The 15,441-nt window shown below is 56.2% G+C and carries 20 protein-coding genes; 1 reads left to right on the top strand and 19 read right to left on the bottom strand.

Going from position 1 to position 15,441, the window contains the following annotated elements; all coding sequences use genetic code 11:
- Positions 1-53: 53 nt before the first annotated feature.
- Positions 54-578: a single-stranded DNA-binding protein gene (locus tag ACYZT0_RS28925; protein ID WP_462044020.1), complete on the bottom strand. Its 525-nt coding sequence runs from the start codon at positions 576-578 to the stop codon at positions 54-56.
- Between the two features lie 9 nt (positions 579-587).
- Positions 588-1,985, bottom strand: coding sequence for an MFS transporter (locus ACYZT0_RS28920; protein ID WP_462044019.1), 1,398 nt, complete (start codon positions 1,983-1,985; stop codon positions 588-590).
- A gap of 191 nt (positions 1,986-2,176) precedes the next feature.
- On the opposite strand from ACYZT0_RS28920, the gene uvrA reads away from it, so the two are divergent.
- Positions 2,177-5,011, top strand: a complete 2,835-nt coding sequence (uvrA, locus tag ACYZT0_RS28915) for an excinuclease ABC subunit UvrA (protein WP_462044018.1) — start codon at positions 2,177-2,179, stop codon at positions 5,009-5,011.
- A gap of 141 nt (positions 5,012-5,152) precedes the next feature.
- Here the strand turns inward: uvrA and bfr are convergent, their stop codons facing one another.
- The 17 genes from bfr to rplE form a co-directional block, all read right to left on the bottom strand.
- Complete coding sequence (bfr, locus tag ACYZT0_RS28910; RefSeq protein ID WP_123365585.1) at positions 5,153-5,617, bottom strand: bacterioferritin; 465 nt, start codon at positions 5,615-5,617, stop codon at positions 5,153-5,155.
- 149 nt (positions 5,618-5,766) lie between these two features.
- Positions 5,767-7,221 carry a catalase gene (locus ACYZT0_RS28905; protein WP_462044017.1) on the bottom strand — a complete coding sequence of 485 codons (1,455 nt, stop codon included), beginning with the start codon at positions 7,219-7,221 and terminating at the stop codon, positions 5,767-5,769.
- A gap of 240 nt (positions 7,222-7,461) precedes the next feature.
- Positions 7,462-7,848, bottom strand: a complete 387-nt coding sequence (gene rplQ / locus ACYZT0_RS28900; protein ID WP_131062043.1) for a 50S ribosomal protein L17 — start codon at positions 7,846-7,848, stop codon at positions 7,462-7,464.
- Positions 7,849-7,890: 42 nt separating this feature from the next.
- Positions 7,891-8,892, bottom strand: a complete 1,002-nt coding sequence (locus ACYZT0_RS28895; RefSeq protein ID WP_003186012.1) for a DNA-directed RNA polymerase subunit alpha — start codon at positions 8,890-8,892, stop codon at positions 7,891-7,893.
- Positions 8,893-8,914: 22 nt separating this feature from the next.
- The gene (rpsD, locus tag ACYZT0_RS28890; RefSeq protein ID WP_003210056.1) at positions 8,915-9,535 is read right to left on the bottom strand and encodes a 30S ribosomal protein S4; all 621 of its coding nucleotides are present in this window, start codon (positions 9,533-9,535) and stop codon (positions 8,915-8,917) included.
- 18 nt (positions 9,536-9,553) lie between these two features.
- Entirely contained in the window at positions 9,554-9,943 is a 390-nt protein-coding gene (gene rpsK / locus ACYZT0_RS28885; RefSeq protein WP_002555466.1) for a 30S ribosomal protein S11, read from the bottom strand.
- A 30-nt stretch (positions 9,944-9,973) separates the two neighbouring features.
- Complete coding sequence (gene rpsM / locus ACYZT0_RS28880) at positions 9,974-10,330, bottom strand: 30S ribosomal protein S13 (RefSeq protein WP_003186020.1); 357 nt, start codon at positions 10,328-10,330, stop codon at positions 9,974-9,976.
- A gap of 130 nt (positions 10,331-10,460) precedes the next feature.
- The gene (gene rpmJ / locus ACYZT0_RS28875) at positions 10,461-10,577 is read right to left on the bottom strand and encodes a 50S ribosomal protein L36 (protein WP_002555468.1); all 117 of its coding nucleotides are present in this window, start codon (positions 10,575-10,577) and stop codon (positions 10,461-10,463) included.
- Positions 10,578-10,604: 27 nt separating this feature from the next.
- The gene (secY, locus tag ACYZT0_RS28870; protein ID WP_008073883.1) at positions 10,605-11,933 is read right to left on the bottom strand and encodes a preprotein translocase subunit SecY; all 1,329 of its coding nucleotides are present in this window, start codon (positions 11,931-11,933) and stop codon (positions 10,605-10,607) included.
- Positions 11,934-12,371, bottom strand: coding sequence for a 50S ribosomal protein L15 (rplO, locus tag ACYZT0_RS28865; protein WP_462044016.1), 438 nt, complete (start codon positions 12,369-12,371; stop codon positions 11,934-11,936).
- 3 nt (positions 12,372-12,374) lie between these two features.
- Positions 12,375-12,551, bottom strand: a complete 177-nt coding sequence (gene rpmD, locus ACYZT0_RS28860; protein WP_003186033.1) for a 50S ribosomal protein L30 — start codon at positions 12,549-12,551, stop codon at positions 12,375-12,377.
- A gap of 2 nt (positions 12,552-12,553) precedes the next feature.
- Positions 12,554-13,054, bottom strand: coding sequence for a 30S ribosomal protein S5 (rpsE, locus tag ACYZT0_RS28855; RefSeq protein WP_003186035.1), 501 nt, complete (start codon positions 13,052-13,054; stop codon positions 12,554-12,556).
- 3 nt (positions 13,055-13,057) lie between these two features.
- Positions 13,058-13,408, bottom strand: a complete 351-nt coding sequence (rplR, locus tag ACYZT0_RS28850) for a 50S ribosomal protein L18 (RefSeq protein ID WP_003186037.1) — start codon at positions 13,406-13,408, stop codon at positions 13,058-13,060.
- A 10-nt stretch (positions 13,409-13,418) separates the two neighbouring features.
- The gene (gene rplF, locus ACYZT0_RS28845; protein WP_003176412.1) at positions 13,419-13,952 is read right to left on the bottom strand and encodes a 50S ribosomal protein L6; all 534 of its coding nucleotides are present in this window, start codon (positions 13,950-13,952) and stop codon (positions 13,419-13,421) included.
- Positions 13,953-13,964: 12 nt separating this feature from the next.
- Complete coding sequence (gene rpsH / locus ACYZT0_RS28840; RefSeq protein WP_003186040.1) at positions 13,965-14,357, bottom strand: 30S ribosomal protein S8; 393 nt, start codon at positions 14,355-14,357, stop codon at positions 13,965-13,967.
- A gap of 209 nt (positions 14,358-14,566) precedes the next feature.
- Complete coding sequence (rpsN, locus tag ACYZT0_RS28835; RefSeq protein ID WP_003176414.1) at positions 14,567-14,872, bottom strand: 30S ribosomal protein S14; 306 nt, start codon at positions 14,870-14,872, stop codon at positions 14,567-14,569.
- A gap of 13 nt (positions 14,873-14,885) precedes the next feature.
- Positions 14,886-15,425, bottom strand: coding sequence for a 50S ribosomal protein L5 (gene rplE, locus ACYZT0_RS28830; RefSeq protein ID WP_003176415.1), 540 nt, complete (start codon positions 15,423-15,425; stop codon positions 14,886-14,888).
- Positions 15,426-15,441: the final 16 nt, after the last annotated feature.

The following is a 15,441-nucleotide window of genomic DNA, read 5'->3' as shown; positions in this document are numbered from 1 at the left end:
AAAAAGGCCCGACGCTGTTAGCGACGGGCCTTTTTGTTTAGATCGGGTGAATCCTAGAACGGGATATCGTCATCAAAGCTGTCGAAATCCGGAGCCGGTTGCGGAGCTGCCTGCTGTGGAGCTGGAGCCTGGCGCGACTGCTGCGGTGCCGACTGCTGAGGACGCGGAGCCTGTTGGCGTGGAGCCGGGGCGGACTGCTGGTAGTTATTGCCCCCGCCTTGTTGGTCGCCCTGTGGACGGCCGCCCAGCAGTTGCATGGTGCCTTGCATGTCGACCACGATTTCGGTGGTGTAACGCTTGATACCGTCTTTTTCCCACTCGCGGGTCTGCAGCTTGCCTTCGATGTAAACCTGCGAACCTTTACGCAGGTACTCGCCGGCGATTTCGGCAACCTTGCCGAACATCGACACACGGTGCCATTCGGTTTTCTCGACCTTCTGACCGGTTTGCTTGTCGGTCCACTGTTCGCTGGTCGCCAGACTCAGGTTGGTCACGGCGTTACCGTTAGGCAAGTAGCGAACTTCGGGATCCTGGCCGCAAGTGCCGACCAATATGACTTTGTTAACCCCACGGGCCATAACGTTCTCCTAGGCTACGCACGCTGCCCCGGCCGGGTTGTTCACCAGGCGTTCAAGGGTGGTGCGATCCAATAGTTCGGTGTCCAATTTGATGTAAATCGCCGCTTCATCTTCGACGATCACTGCATCTGTTACCCCTACGACGGCCTTCAGGCGCTCGACCAGACCCGCTTCGCGGATCGCCTCGGGCGACAACGGCAAGCGCAGGCTCGTCACGTAGGGAGGTTCGCGCATGGTAACAGCAAAGGCCAGCCAGAGGGCAGCCAGACCGGCGCATCCCAGGAACACAACCGACAAACCGCCATGCTGGAACAACCAGCCGCCGAGGATGCCGCCCAGTGCCGAACCGAGGAACTGGCTGGTGGAATAAACCCCCATCGCCGTGCCCTTGCCGCCTGCCGGTGAAACCTTGCTGATCAGCGATGGCAACGAAGCTTCCAGCAGATTGAACGCGGTGAAAAACACCACCGTACCTATCACCAGAGCCCGCAAGCTGTCGCCGAACTGCCAGAAGAATAGCTCAGTGAGCATCAGCGTCGCGACGGCGCCCAATAAAACTCGTTTCATTTTGCGTTTCTTCTCGCCGTAGATAATGAACGGGATCATGGCGAAGAAGGAAATCAGCAGCGCAGTCAGGTACACCCACCAGTGCTGCTCTTTGGGCAGCCCGGCTTTTTCGACCAGCGCCAAAGGCAACGCAACGAAGCTCGACATCAACATCGCGTGTAACACAAAAATGCCCAGGTCCAGACGCAGCAGGTCCGGGTGCTTGAGCGTCGGTATCAGCGCCTGGCGGGCGACACCGGATTCGCGGTGCTGCAACGGCCCGGTTGAGCGCGGCACCATAAACATCACGATCACGATGCCGAACAGCGCCATGCCGCCCGTGGCGAGGAACAACCCGGACAGGCCGAAGGCGCGGGTCAGCAACGGTCCTACAACCATCGCGACAGCGAACGACAGACCGATCGTCATGCCGATCATGGCCATGGCTTTGGTCCGATGCTGTTCGCGGGTCAGGTCTGACAGCAACGCCATCACCGCCGCGGAAATAGCCCCGGCACCTTGCAGGATCCGTCCGGCGATCACGCCCCAGATCGAGTCGGCATTGGCCGCCAGCACGCTACCGAGGGCGAAGACGATCAGACCCAGGTAAATCACCGGACGACGACCGACGCGGTCGGAAATGAAGCCGAAAGGAATTTGAAAGATCGCCTGGGTCAGGCCGTAAGCGCCAATCGCCAGCCCAATGAGGGCCGGGGTCGCTCCTGCGAGATCCATCCCATAGGTCGCCAGTACCGGCAACACCATGAACATGCCAAGCATACGGAAGGCGAACACCAAGGCCAGACCGCTTGCTGCGCGGGTCTCACTGCCACTCATGCGTTCGCTGTGGGGATCGTGCATGGAAAAACCTCATGTGAACCGGCGGCGATTCTACCAGTCCCATCGATTGACGGGGTATATCGCGACGCTTTGACGCGCTCTACTGACAGAGTCTTCATGTAAGGCAGCAACCCGCTCATTTGATAGTGTGCATCCATCCAGTATTTGGCCGTATACTCTTACGTTTTCGACGCCCGCCGAGCGAGGCCACTTTGGACAAGATCCTGATTCGTGGGGCCCGAACCCACAACCTGAAGAACATCGACCTGACCCTGCCACGGGACAAACTGATCGTCATCACCGGCCTGTCCGGATCCGGCAAATCGTCCCTGGCCTTCGACACGCTGTATGCCGAAGGCCAGCGCCGTTACGTCGAATCGCTGTCGGCCTACGCCAGGCAGTTCCTGTCGATGATGGAAAAACCTGACGTCGACACCATCGAAGGTTTGTCGCCAGCCATCTCCATCGAACAGAAGTCGACCTCGCATAACCCGCGTTCGACGGTCGGCACCATCACCGAAATCTACGACTACCTGCGCCTGCTTTACGCTCGCGTGGGTATTCCGCGCTGCCCGGATCACGACATTCCGCTGGAAGCCCAGACCGTCAGCCAGATGGTCGACCTGGTCCTGGCTCAACCGGAGGGTAGCAAGCTTATGCTGTTAGCGCCGGTGATCCGCGAGCGTAAAGGCGAGCACCTCTCGGTCTTCGAAGAACTCCGCGCCCAGGGTTTTGTGCGGGCCCGGGTCAACGGCAGGCTCTGCGAGTTGGACGAGCTGCCGAAGCTGGATAAACAGAAGAAGCATTCGATTGATGTGGTGGTCGACCGCTTCAAGGTCCGCGCCGACCTGCAACAGCGCCTGGCCGAGTCGTTCGAGACCGCCTTGAAGCTGGCGGACGGCATCGCTTTGGTAGCGCCAATGGACGACGAGCCCGGCGAAGAGATCATCTTCTCCGCACGTTTCGCCTGTCCGATTTGCGGCCACGCCATCAGCGAGCTGGAACCCAAGCTGTTCTCTTTCAACAACCCGGCCGGCGCTTGCCCGACCTGCGATGGCCTGGGCGTTAAGCAATTCTTCGACATCAAGCGATTGGTGAATGGCGAACTGACGCTGGCGGAAGGCGCGATTCGCGGCTGGGACCGGCGCAACGTTTATTACTTCCAGATGCTCGGGTCGTTAGCGTCCCACTTCAAATTCAGCCTGGAAGTACCGTTCAACGAACTGCCAGCCGATCAACAGAAGTACATCCTGCACGGCAGCGGTTCGCAGAACGTCGACTTCAAATACCTGAACGACCGTGGCGACATCGTCAAACGCTCGCACCCGTTCGAAGGCATCGTGCCGAACCTGGAACGTCGCTACCGCGAAACCGAGTCAGCCTCGGTGCGCGAAGAGCTGGCCAAGTTCCTCAGCACCCAGCATTGCCCGGATTGTCGTGGCACCCGCCTACGCCGAGAGGCACGGCACGTGTGGGTTGGCGAGAAGACGCTGCCGGCGGTGACCAATCTGCCGATCGGCGACGCTTGCGAGTATTTCGGGCTTCTGAAACTCACCGGCCGTCGCGGCGAAATTGCCGACAAGATACTCAAGGAAATCCGAGAGCGCTTGCAGTTCCTGGTCAACGTTGGCCTCGATTATCTGTCGCTAGATCGCAGTGCTGACACCTTGTCCGGTGGAGAGGCTCAGCGTATTCGTCTAGCCAGTCAGATCGGCGCGGGCCTGGTTGGGGTTCTGTACATCCTCGACGAGCCGTCCATAGGTCTGCATCAGCGGGACAACGATCGGCTGCTCGGCACGCTCAAGCACCTGCGTGACATCGGCAACACGGTGATCGTGGTCGAGCACGACGAAGATGCAATTCGTCTGGCCGACTACGTGGTGGATATCGGACCGGGCGCAGGTGTACACGGCGGGCATATCGTCGCCGAAGGTACGCCCGCCGAGGTCATGGCTCACCCAGATTCGTTGACCGGCAAATATCTGTCGGGGCGGGTGAAGATTGCCGTTCCGGCCAAACGCACACCCCGTAACAAGAAGCTGTCGCTGTCCCTAAAAGGCGCTCGCGGCAATAACTTGCGCAATGTCGATCTGGACATTCCAATTGGTCTGCTGACTTGCGTCACCGGCGTGTCCGGCTCGGGCAAATCGACGCTGATTAACAACACCCTGTTCCCGCTTAGTGCTACGGCATTGAACGGTGCAACGACGCTCGAAGCCGCCGCTCACGACAGCATTAAAGGTCTGGAGCATCTGGATAAGGTTGTCGACATCGACCAGAGCCCGATCGGACGCACGCCACGCTCCAACCCGGCGACGTACACCGGGCTGTTCACACCGATTCGCGAACTGTTCGCCGGTGTGCCGGAGTCCCGCTCACGCGGTTATGGGCCTGGACGTTTCTCCTTCAACGTGAAGGGCGGACGTTGCGAAGCTTGTCAGGGCGATGGCCTGATCAAGGTGGAAATGCACTTCCTGCCGGACATCTATGTCCCGTGCGACGTCTGCAAGAGCAAGCGCTACAACCGCGAGACTCTGGAGATCAAGTACAAGGGCAAGAACATCCACGAAACCCTCGAGATGACGATCGAGGAAGCGCGAGTGTTCTTCGACGCGGTTCCGGCCCTGGCGCGCAAGCTTCAGACGTTGATGGATGTCGGCCTTTCGTACATCAAGCTCGGCCAATCAGCGACCACGCTGTCGGGTGGTGAAGCCCAGCGAGTGAAGCTGTCCCGCGAACTGTCCAAGCGCGATACCGGCAAGACGCTGTATATCCTCGATGAGCCGACTACCGGCTTGCACTTTGCGGATATTCAGCAACTGCTCGATGTATTGCATCGATTGCGCGATCACGGCAACACCGTGGTGGTGATTGAGCACAACCTGGACGTTATCAAGACGGCCGACTGGTTGGTGGATCTCGGGCCGGAAGGCGGTTCCAAGGGCGGCCAGATCATTGCTGTCGGTACGCCGGAAGAAGTGGCGGAGATGAAGCAGTCTCACACGGGCTTCTACCTCAAGCCGCTGCTGGCTCGCGACAAAGTCTGAATCAGGCCCACGAAAAAGCCCCTGTCACTTCATCGGTGACAGGGGCTTTTTTGTGTTGAACCTGTAGGAGTACAGCTTGCTGGCGATGGCGATCTTAAGGATGCCATCACCAGCAAGCTGTGCTCCTACAGTTCGGCGGAATCAGAACTGCGATTGCAGGTAATTCTCCAGACCGATCAACTTGATCAGACCCAGCTGCTTCTCAAGCCAGTAGGTGTGATCTTCTTCAGTGTCGTTTAGCTGAATACGCAGCATCTCGCGGCTGACGTAATCTTTGTGAAGCTCGCAGAGCTCGATGCCCTTGCAGAGTGCGGCGCGAACTTTGTATTCCAGACGCAGGTCAGCGGCAAGCATGTCAGGCACTGTGGTGCCGACATCCAGGTCGTCCGGACGCATGCGCGGAGTGCCTTCGAGCATGAGAATCCGGCGCATCAGGGCGTCAGCGTGCTGCGCCTCTTCTTCCATCTCGTGGTTGATACGTTCGTAGAGCTCGGTGAAACCCCAGTCCTCGTACATCCGCGAATGGATGAAATATTGATCACGCGCCGCCAGCTCGCCGGTCAGCAACGTGTTGAGGTAATCGATTACGTCTGGGTGGCCTTGCATCGCCCTACATCTCCCTGCTTGAAAGTCTGTAGTTTGAACCAAGCAGACTGTTTGGTCACTCTGCCTGCGCGATAAAACCGAAGATATTCTGAGAAAAACGGTTTAAATAACGCAAAAACCGCCCAAATGAGGGCGGTTCTGCTTCTCGTTTAGACTTCGTTAAGCTGTACACCCAACGCCGTCGCAATTGCTTCTCCATACGCCGGGTCGGCCCTGAAGAAATGCTGTAATTGACGATCAATCACGTCGCCGGAAACCCCGGCCATGGCGCCTACAATGTTGTTGACCAGCAGGGCTTTCTGCTCATCACTCATCAGACGGAACAGCGCACCGGCGTGGCTGAAATAGTCGGTATCTTCGCGATGATCGTAACGATCAGCCGCGCCGCTCAAGGCCAACGCTGGCTCTGCATAGCGAGGCGCTTGTTTCGGCGACTCAACGTAGCTGTTCGGCTCATAGTTAGGTGTCGCACCGCCATTGCTGCCAAACGCCATCGCACCATCGCGCTGATAGCTGTTCACCAGGCTGCGAGGTGCGTTCACCGGCAATTGCTGGTGGTTGGTGCCAATACGGTAGCGGTGAGCATCGGCGTAAGCGAACACTCGACCCTGCAGCATGCGGTCAGGCGACAAACCGACACCCGGGACCATGTTGCTCGGACCGAACGCCGCTTGCTCGACTTCAGCAAAGTAATTCTGCGGGTTGCGATTAAGCTCCAACTCGCCCACTTCGATCAGCGGAAACTCTTTCTGTGACCAGGTCTTGGTCACGTCAAACGGGTTCTCGTAGTGCGCCGCGGCCAGAGCCTCGGTCATGATCTGGATGCACACGCGCCATTTCGGGAAATCACCGCGCTCGATCGCGCCGAACAGATCACGCTGTGCATAATCCGGATCGGTACCGGCCAGGCGTGCCGCTTCTGCCGGTGCCAGGTTTTTGATCCCTTGCTTGGTCTTGTAGTGCCACTTCACCCAGTGACGCTCGCCATTGGCGTTGATCAGGCTGTAAGTGTGGCTGCCGAAGCCGTGCATGTGACGGTAGCCATCAGGAATGCCGCGATCCGAGAACAGAATGGTGATCTGGTGCAGCGCCTCAGGCGAATGCGACCAGAAGTCCCACATCATTTGTGCGCTTTTCAGGTTGCTTTGCGGCAGACGTTTTTGGGTGTGAATAAAGTCCGGGAATTTCAAAGGATCGCGGATGAAAAATACCGGCGTGTTGTTGCCGACGATGTCCCAATTACCTTCTTCGGTGTAGAACTTCAGGGCGAAACCGCGAGGATCACGCTCGGTATCAGCAGAACCGCGCTCGCCACCCACGGTGGAAAACCGCAGGAAGGTTGGAGTTTGCTTGCCGATAGATTCAAACAGCTTGGCGCTGGTGTACTCAGTGATGTCACGCGTCACGGTGAAGGTACCGTAAGCACCCGAGCCTTTGGCGTGTACACGACGCTCAGGGATGTTTTCACGGTTGAAGTGGGCAAGTTTCTCGATCAGGTGAAAATCGTCGAGCAGCAGCGGGCCACGAGGGCCCGCGGAGCGGGAATTCTGGTTGTCGGCGACAGGAGCGCCACTGGCGGTCGTAAGCGTTTTGTTTTGGCTCATGCGATCTTCTTCCTCTGTCAGTTTTGGAACTGCCGGCTAATCGGCTTGGGAGGGAGTATTGACCATCGATCAGCACACCTACAAATTCATTAACTTGCAGACACCAATAGAAAAATACTACCAACAATCCCGCTCACATAATGACGACATGAACCGCAGTGAAGCTTGTATAAACAGCGCGTTTCTTACAGGCACAAAAAACCGGGCACTAGGCCCGGTTCTTCGTTTCAGACTGACGTCTTACTCAGCGGATACAGCTTCACCACCGGCAGGACGATCAACCAACTCGACGTACGCCATAGGCGCGTTGTCGCCAGTGCGGAAGCCGCACTTGAGGATGCGCAGGTAGCCACCCTCACGGGTAGCGTAACGCTTGCCCAGGTCGTTGAAGAGCTTACCAACGATAGCTTTCGAACGAGTACGGTCGAAAACCAGACGGCGGTTAGCCAGGCTGTCTGTCTTGGCCAAAGTGATCAGCGGCTCAGCAACGCGACGCAGTTCTTTAGCTTTCGGCAGTGTAGTTTTGATCAGCTCGTGCTCGAACAGCGACACTGCCATGTTTTGAAACATGGCCTTGCGGTGCGAGCTAGTGCGGCTCAGGTGACGACCACTTTTACGATGACGCATGGTTCATTCCTTACCAAACACAACGTTCGGTGATTACGACGATCAGGCAGTCGCCTTGTCGTCCTTCTTAAGACTTGCAGGCGGCCAGTTGTCGAGGCGCATGCCGAGGGACAGACCGCGGGAGGCCAGAACGTCCTTGATTTCAGTCAAGGATTTCTTGCCAAGGTTCGGAGTCTTCAACAGCTCTACTTCGGTACGCTGAATCAGGTCGCCGATGTAGTAGATGTTTTCCGCCTTAAGGCAGTTAGCCGAACGTACAGTCAGTTCCAGATCGTCAACCGGGCGAAGCAGGATCGGATCGATCTCGTCTTCCTGCTCAACAACCACTGGCTCACTGTCACCTTTGAGGTCGACGAACGCAGCCAACTGCTGTTGCAGAATGGTTGCAGCGCGGCGAATAGCCTCTTCAGGATCCAGGGTACCGTTGGTTTCCAGATCAATAACCAGCTTGTCCAGGTTAGTACGCTGCTCGACACGGGCGTTTTCCACCACGTATGCGATACGGCGAACCGGACTGAACGAAGAGTCAAGCTGCAAGCGACCGATGCTGCGGCTTTCGTCTTCATCGCTCTGACGCGAGTCCGCCGGTTCATAACCACGACCACGAGCTACGGTGAGCTTCATGTTCAGGGCGCCGTTAGACGCCAGGTTAGCGATTACGTGATCGGGGTTAACGATCTCGACATCATGATCCAGCTGAATATCGGCAGCGGTAACCACCCCCGAACCCTTCTTCGACAAGGTCAGCGTAACTTCGTCACGACCGTGCAGCTTGATAGCCAGACCTTTAAGGTTCAACAGGATTTCAATTACGTCTTCCTGTACGCCTTCGATGGCGCTGTACTCATGGAGTACACCGTCAATCTCGGCCTCGACTACTGCACAGCCGGGCATTGAGGACAACAGGATGCGGCGCAGCGCGTTGCCCAGGGTGTGGCCAAAACCACGCTCGAGAGGCTCGAGAGTGATCTTGGCGCGGGTTGGACTGACAACCTGCACATCAATATGGCGGGGTGTCAGGAACTCATTTACCGAAATCTGCATGGATGCACCTATTTTCTAGCCCTTACTTGGAGTAGAGCTCGACAATCAGGCTTTCGTTGATGTCGGCGGACAGATCACTGCGAGCTGGAACGTTCTTGAAAACGCCCGACTTCTTCTCAGTGTCTACTTCTACCCATTCTACGCGGCCACGTTGGGCACACAGATCGAGAGCTTGGACAATGCGAAGTTGGTTCTTTGCTTTCTCGCGAATCGCGACCACGTCACCAGCACGAACCTGGTACGACGGCACGTTTACGGTCTGACCGTTAACGCTTACGGATTTGTGCGATACCAGCTGACGGGATTCGGCACGAGTAGAGCCAAAACCCATACGGTATACAACGTTGTCCAGACGGCATTCGAGCAGTTGCAACAGGTTTTCGCCAGTTGCGCCTTTCTTGCCAGCAGCTTCTTTGTAGTAGCCGCTGAATTGACGCTCGAGAACGCCGTAGATACGACGGACCTTCTGCTTTTCACGCAGTTGGGTGCCGTAATCGGACTGGCGACCGCGGCGTTGGCCGTGGATACCAGGTGCTGCTTCAATGTTGCACTTCGATTCGATCGCGCGCACGCCGCTCTTCAGAAAGAGATCGGTGCCTTCGCGACGAGCGAGTTTGCATTTTGGACCAATGTAACGAGCCATTCTTTACAATCTCCTGGATTACACGCGGCGCTTCTTCGGCGGACGGCACCCGTTGTGCGGGATTGGCGTCACGTCGGTGATGCTGGCGATCTTGTAGCCACAGCCGTTCAAAGCGCGGACTGCAGATTCACGACCTGGGCCTGGACCTTTGACGTTAACGTCGAGGTTTTTCAGACCGTATTCCAGCGCAGCTTGACCAGCACGTTCAGCAGCTACTTGAGCAGCAAACGGGGTGGACTTGCGGGAACCGCGGAAACCCGAACCACCGGAGGTAGCCCAGGAAAGAGCGTTGCCTTGACGGTCGGTGATGGTCACGATTGTGTTGTTAAAAGAAGCATGGATGTGGGCGATGCCATCAACCACTGTCTTTTTAACTTTTTTACGAGGACGAGCAGCAGGTTTAGCCATGATTAGTTTCCTGTCGATTCGCTGGGGCGATTACTTGCGGATCGGCTTACGCGGACCTTTACGGGTACGCGCGTTGGTCTTGGTACGCTGACCGCGCACTGGAAGACCACGACGATGACGCAGACCGCGATAGCAACCGAGGTCCATCAACCGCTTGATTTTCATGTTGATTTCGCGACGCAGGTCACCTTCAGTGGTGAACTTCGCCACTTCGCCACGCAGCTGTTCAATCTGCTCGTCGCTCAGATCTTTGATCTTTGCCGCTGGGTTTACCCCAGTCACCGCACAAATCTTCTGTGCAGTAGTGCGACCAACACCATAGATGTAGGTCAGCGAGATAACAGTATGCTTGTTATCTGGAATGTTAACGCCTGCAATACGGGCCATTCAGTGGGACTCCAATTGACAGCTACCTACGCCCCGGAAGCCAAGAAATAGGGCGCGAGATAATATCGCTGTAATAACAAATAATCAACCCGGCAGCGCACTAGCTGCCGGGCTTGAAGCACAATCACACTCAGCCTTGGCGCTGTTTGTGACGCGGTTCCGCGCTGCAAATTACTCGAACAACACCTTCGCGGCGAATAATCTTGCAGTTACGGCACAGCTTTTTCACCGATGCACGAACTTTCATCACCAACTCCTCGAACCTTATGGGTACTCAGCGCAACATGCCGCTGCCGTAACCCTTCAGGTTGGCTTTCTTCATCAGGGATTCGTACTGGTGCGAAACGAGGTGCGATTGTACTTGGGACATGAAGTCCATCACAACCACGACGACGATCAGCAACGAGGTCCCGCCAAGGTAGAACGGAACGTTTGCTGCAACCACCAGGAACTGGGGCAACAGGCACACGGCCGTCATATATAGAGCACCGAACAAGGTCAAACGAGTCAGCACGCCATCAATATAGCGCGCAGACTGCTCACCTGGACGGATACCCGGAATAAAGGCACCGGACTTCTTCAGGTTTTCCGCTACGTCTTTCGGATTGAACATCAACGCCGTATAGAAGAAGCAGAAGAAAATAATCCCTGCACTAAACAGCAGAATATTCAACGGCTGACCAGGAGCGATCGACTGCGAGATGTCCTGCAGCCAGCCCATACCTTCAGACTGACCAAACCAGGTCCCCAACGAAGCCGGGAACAGCAAAATGCTGCTCGCGAAAATAGCTGGAATAACACCAGCCATGTTCACTTTCAACGGCAAGTGGCTGGTCTGCGCAGCGAAGACCTTGCGGCCCTGCTGACGCTTGGCGTAATGAACAGCAATACGACGCTGACCACGCTCAATGAACACCACGAAACCGATAATCGCTACTGCCAACAAACCGATGGCAACCAAGGCGAAAATATTGATATCACCCTGACGCGCAGACTCGAAAGACTGCCCAATCGCCCTCGGAAGACCGGCGACGATACCTGCGAAAATCAACATCGAGATACCGTTGCCAACACCACGTTCAGTAATCTGCTCACCCAGCCACATCATGAACATCGCACCAGCCACAAAAGTGGATACCGCGACGAAATGGAAGCCAAAGTCACCAGTGAACGAAACGCCCTGCCCTGCCAGACCAATGGACATGCCAATTGCCTGAACGAGAGCGAGAACGACAGTGCCGTAGCGGGTGTACTGGGCAATCTTGCGACGCCCAGCTTCACCTTCCTTCTTCAACTGCTCCAGCTGCGGGCTCACGGCGGTCATCAGCTGCATGATGATCGATGCCGAAATGTACGGCATGATCCCCAGTGCAAAGATGCTCATCCGCTCCAGCGCGCCGCCGGAAAACATGTTGAACAAGCTAAGAATGGTCCCCTCATTCTGTCGAAACAGGTCCGCGAGTCGGTCCGGGTTGATACCTGGAACCGGGATGTGTGCGCCTATTCGGTAGACGATAATCGCCAGGAACAGAAAACGCAGACGAGCCCAGAGTTCAGACATACCGCCTTTGCCGAGCGCAGAGAGAGCACCTTGCTTAGCCATTTATTCCTCGAACTTGCCGCCAGCTGCTTCGATAGCCGCACGCGCACCTTTGGTGGCGCCGATTCCCTTTCCGATGGTAACAGCGCGAGTAACTTCGCCGGACAGCATGATTTTCACACGCTGCACGTTGACGTTGATCACGTTGGCATCTTTCAGGGACTGCACGGTGACGACGTCGCCTTCCACTTTAGCCAGCTCGGACAGACGCACTTCTGCGCGGTCCATGGCCTTCAGGGAAACGAAGCCGAACTTCGGCAGACGACGATGCAACGGCTGTTGACCGCCTTCAAAGCCTGGAGCAATGGTGCCACCGGAGCGGGAGGACTGACCTTTGTGGCCACGGCCACCGGTCTTGCCCAAACCACTACCGATACCACGGCCCGGACGATGCTTTTCGCGACGGGAACCCGGCGCTGGACTCAGATCATTGAGTTTCATCGATTAACCCTCGACACGCAGCATGTAGTAAGCCTTGTTGATCATCCCGCGATTCTCGGGAGTATCAAGTACTTCTACAGTGTGACCGATGCGACGCAGACCCAGACCCTTAACACACAGTTTGTGGTTAGGGATGCGGCCGGTCATGCTTTTGATCAGCGTAACTTTAACGGTAGCCATGATCAGAAGATCTCCTTGACGCTTTTGCCACGCTTGGCGGCAATAGATTCAGGAGACTGCATAGCTTTCAAACCTTTGAAAGTGGCGTGAACCACGTTTACCGGGTTAGTCGAGCCGTAGCACTTGGCCAGAACGTTCTGAACGCCAGCAACTTCGAGGACAGCACGCATAGCGCCGCCAGCGATGATACCGGTACCTTCAGAAGCAGGCTGCATGTACACCTTCGAAGCGCCATGGGCGGACTTCATTGCGTACTGCAGCGTGGTGCCGTTCAGATCAACTTGGATCATGTTGCGGCGAGCAGCTTCCATTGCCTTCTGGATCGCAGCAGGCACTTCACGCGACTTGCCACGGCCGAAGCCAACACGCCCTTTACCATCACCAACCACGGTCAACGCGGTGAAAGTGAAGATACGGCCGCCTTTAACGGTTTTGGCTACGCGGTTAACTTGAACCAGCTTCTCAATGTAGCCTTCGTCGCGCTTTTGGTCGTTATTTGACATAACTTAGAACTCCAGCCCAGCTTCACGAGCAGCATCAGCCAGCGCCTTGACGCGACCGTGGTACTTGAAGCCAGAGCGGTCGAAAGCCACCTGCGAGACGCCAGCGGCTTTTGCACGCGTAGCGACCAGCTGGCCAACCTTAGTGGCCGCGTCGATGTTGCCAGTGGCGCCATCACGCAGTTCTTTATCCAAAGTCGAGGCACTTGCCAAGACTTTGTTGCCGTCGGCCGAAATGACCTGGGCGTAGATGTGCTGCGACGAGCGGAACACGCAGAGACGCACGACTTCGAGTTCGTGCATTTTCAGGCGTGCTTTGCGAGCGCGACGCAGTCGAGTAACTTTTTTGTCGGTCATTTGCTATGCCCTACTTCTTCTTGGCTTCTTTACGACGGACGACTTCGTCCGCGTAGCGCACACCTTTGCCTTTGTACGGCTCTGGTGGACGGAAGTCGCGGATCTCGGCGGCCACTTGACCTACCAGCTGCTTATCGATGCCCTTGATCAGGATATCGGTCTGGCTAGGAGTCTCAGCGGTGATGCCTTCCGGCAGTTCATAATCCACTGGGTGCGAGAAGCCAAGAGCCAGGTTCAGCACTGTGCCTTTTGCTTGCGCTTTGTAACCAACACCGACCAGCTGGAGCTTGCGCTCGAAGCCTTGGCTTACGCCTTGGACCATGTTGTTTACCAACGCACGAGTGGTACCAGCCATTGCGCGAGTTTGTTGATCGCCATTGCGAGCAGCGAAACGCAGCTCACCAGCTTCTTCAACAATCTCAACGGACGAATGGATGTTCAGTTCGAGAGTGCCCTTGGCACCCTTCACCGAAAGCTGTTGGCCTGCGAATTTTACTTCGACACCGGCTGGCAGCTTAACGGGGTTCTTAGCGACGCGTGACATGCTTATCCCCCCTTAGAACACAGTGCAAAGAACTTCGCCGCCGACACCGGCAGCGCGCGCAGCACGATCCGTCATCACACCTTTGTTGGTGGAGACGATAGACACACCGAGACCGCCACGAACTTTTGGCAGATCATCGACGGACTTGTACTGACGCAGGCCTGGACGGCTAACGCGCTTCACTTCTTCGATGACCGGACGGCCTTCGAAGTACTTCAGCTCGATGGACAGCAGTGGTTTGATTTCGCTGCTGATCTGATAACCCGCAATGTAACCTTCGTCCTTCAGGACTTTGGCAACAGCTACCTTCAACGTAGAAGATGGCATGCTTACGACGGACTTTTCAGCCATCTGGGCATTACGGATTCGAGTTAGCATGTCCGCTAACGGGTCCTGCATACTCATGGGCTAGACGCTCCTAATACAAAAAAATTAGCCTTGCGGCTACTACTTGTCGCCGAGTGCATCCGTGCGAAAAAAGCACGGGCTCAGGCGAGCCGGGTATTCTAGACACACCCCACAAATGAATCAAGCCCCAATAGGGGCTTGATTCAAGTTCAAGGTCACCGATGGTCAGGATCTTGCGATTCGGACCACCGAGACTTTGATAGTGCTTACCAGCTGGCTTTTACCAGACCAGGTACGTCACCACGCATTGCAGCTTCACGCAGTTTGTTACGGCCGAGGCCGAACTTGCGGTAAACGCCGTGTGGACGACCGGTCAGGCGGCAGCGGTTACGCATGCGCGAAGCGCTTGCGTCACGTGGCTGCTTCTGCAGAGCTACTGTAGCTTCCCAACGCGCTTCTGGACTTGCGTTCAGATCAACGATGATAGCTTTCAGTGCTGCACGCTTTTTGGCGTACTTGGCAACCGTGAGCTGACGCTTCAGCTCGCGGTTTTTCATGCTCATCTTGGCCATTTTCCTACTCCAATCAGTTGCGGAACGGGAATTTGAAAGCACGCAGCAGCGCGCGACCTTCATCATCGTTCTTGGCAGTGGTGGTCAGGGTAATGTCCAGACCGCGGAGAGCATCGATCTTGTCGTAGTCGATTTCCGGGAAGATGATCTGCTCTTTAACGCCCATGCTGTAGTTACCACGACCATCGAAGGACTTGGCATTCAGGCCGCGAAAGTCGCGGACCCGAGGCAGGGAGATCGACAGCAGACGATCCAGGAATTCGTACATACGCTCACGGCGCAGGGTCACTTTGACGCCGATCGGCCAACCTTCACGGACTTTAAAGCCAGCGATGGATTTCCGAGCGTAGGTCACAACGACTTTCTGGCCGGTGATCTTTTCCAGGTCAGCAACAGCGTGCTCGATGACTTTTTTGTCGCCGACTGCTTCGCCCAGACCCATGTTCAGGGTGATTTTGGTGACGCGTGGAACTTCCATCACGTTCGAAAGCTTAAGTTCTTCCTTAAGTTTCGGTGCGATTTCCTTCCAGTAAATCTCTTTTAGTCGTGCCATGGTCTTCTACCTAGCA

It is taken from the genome of Pseudomonas sp. ZS1P83 (assembly GCF_054897825.1).
The sequence above is the reverse complement of the archived record's forward strand: the minus strand, read 5'-3'. Positions and strand labels throughout refer to the sequence as shown.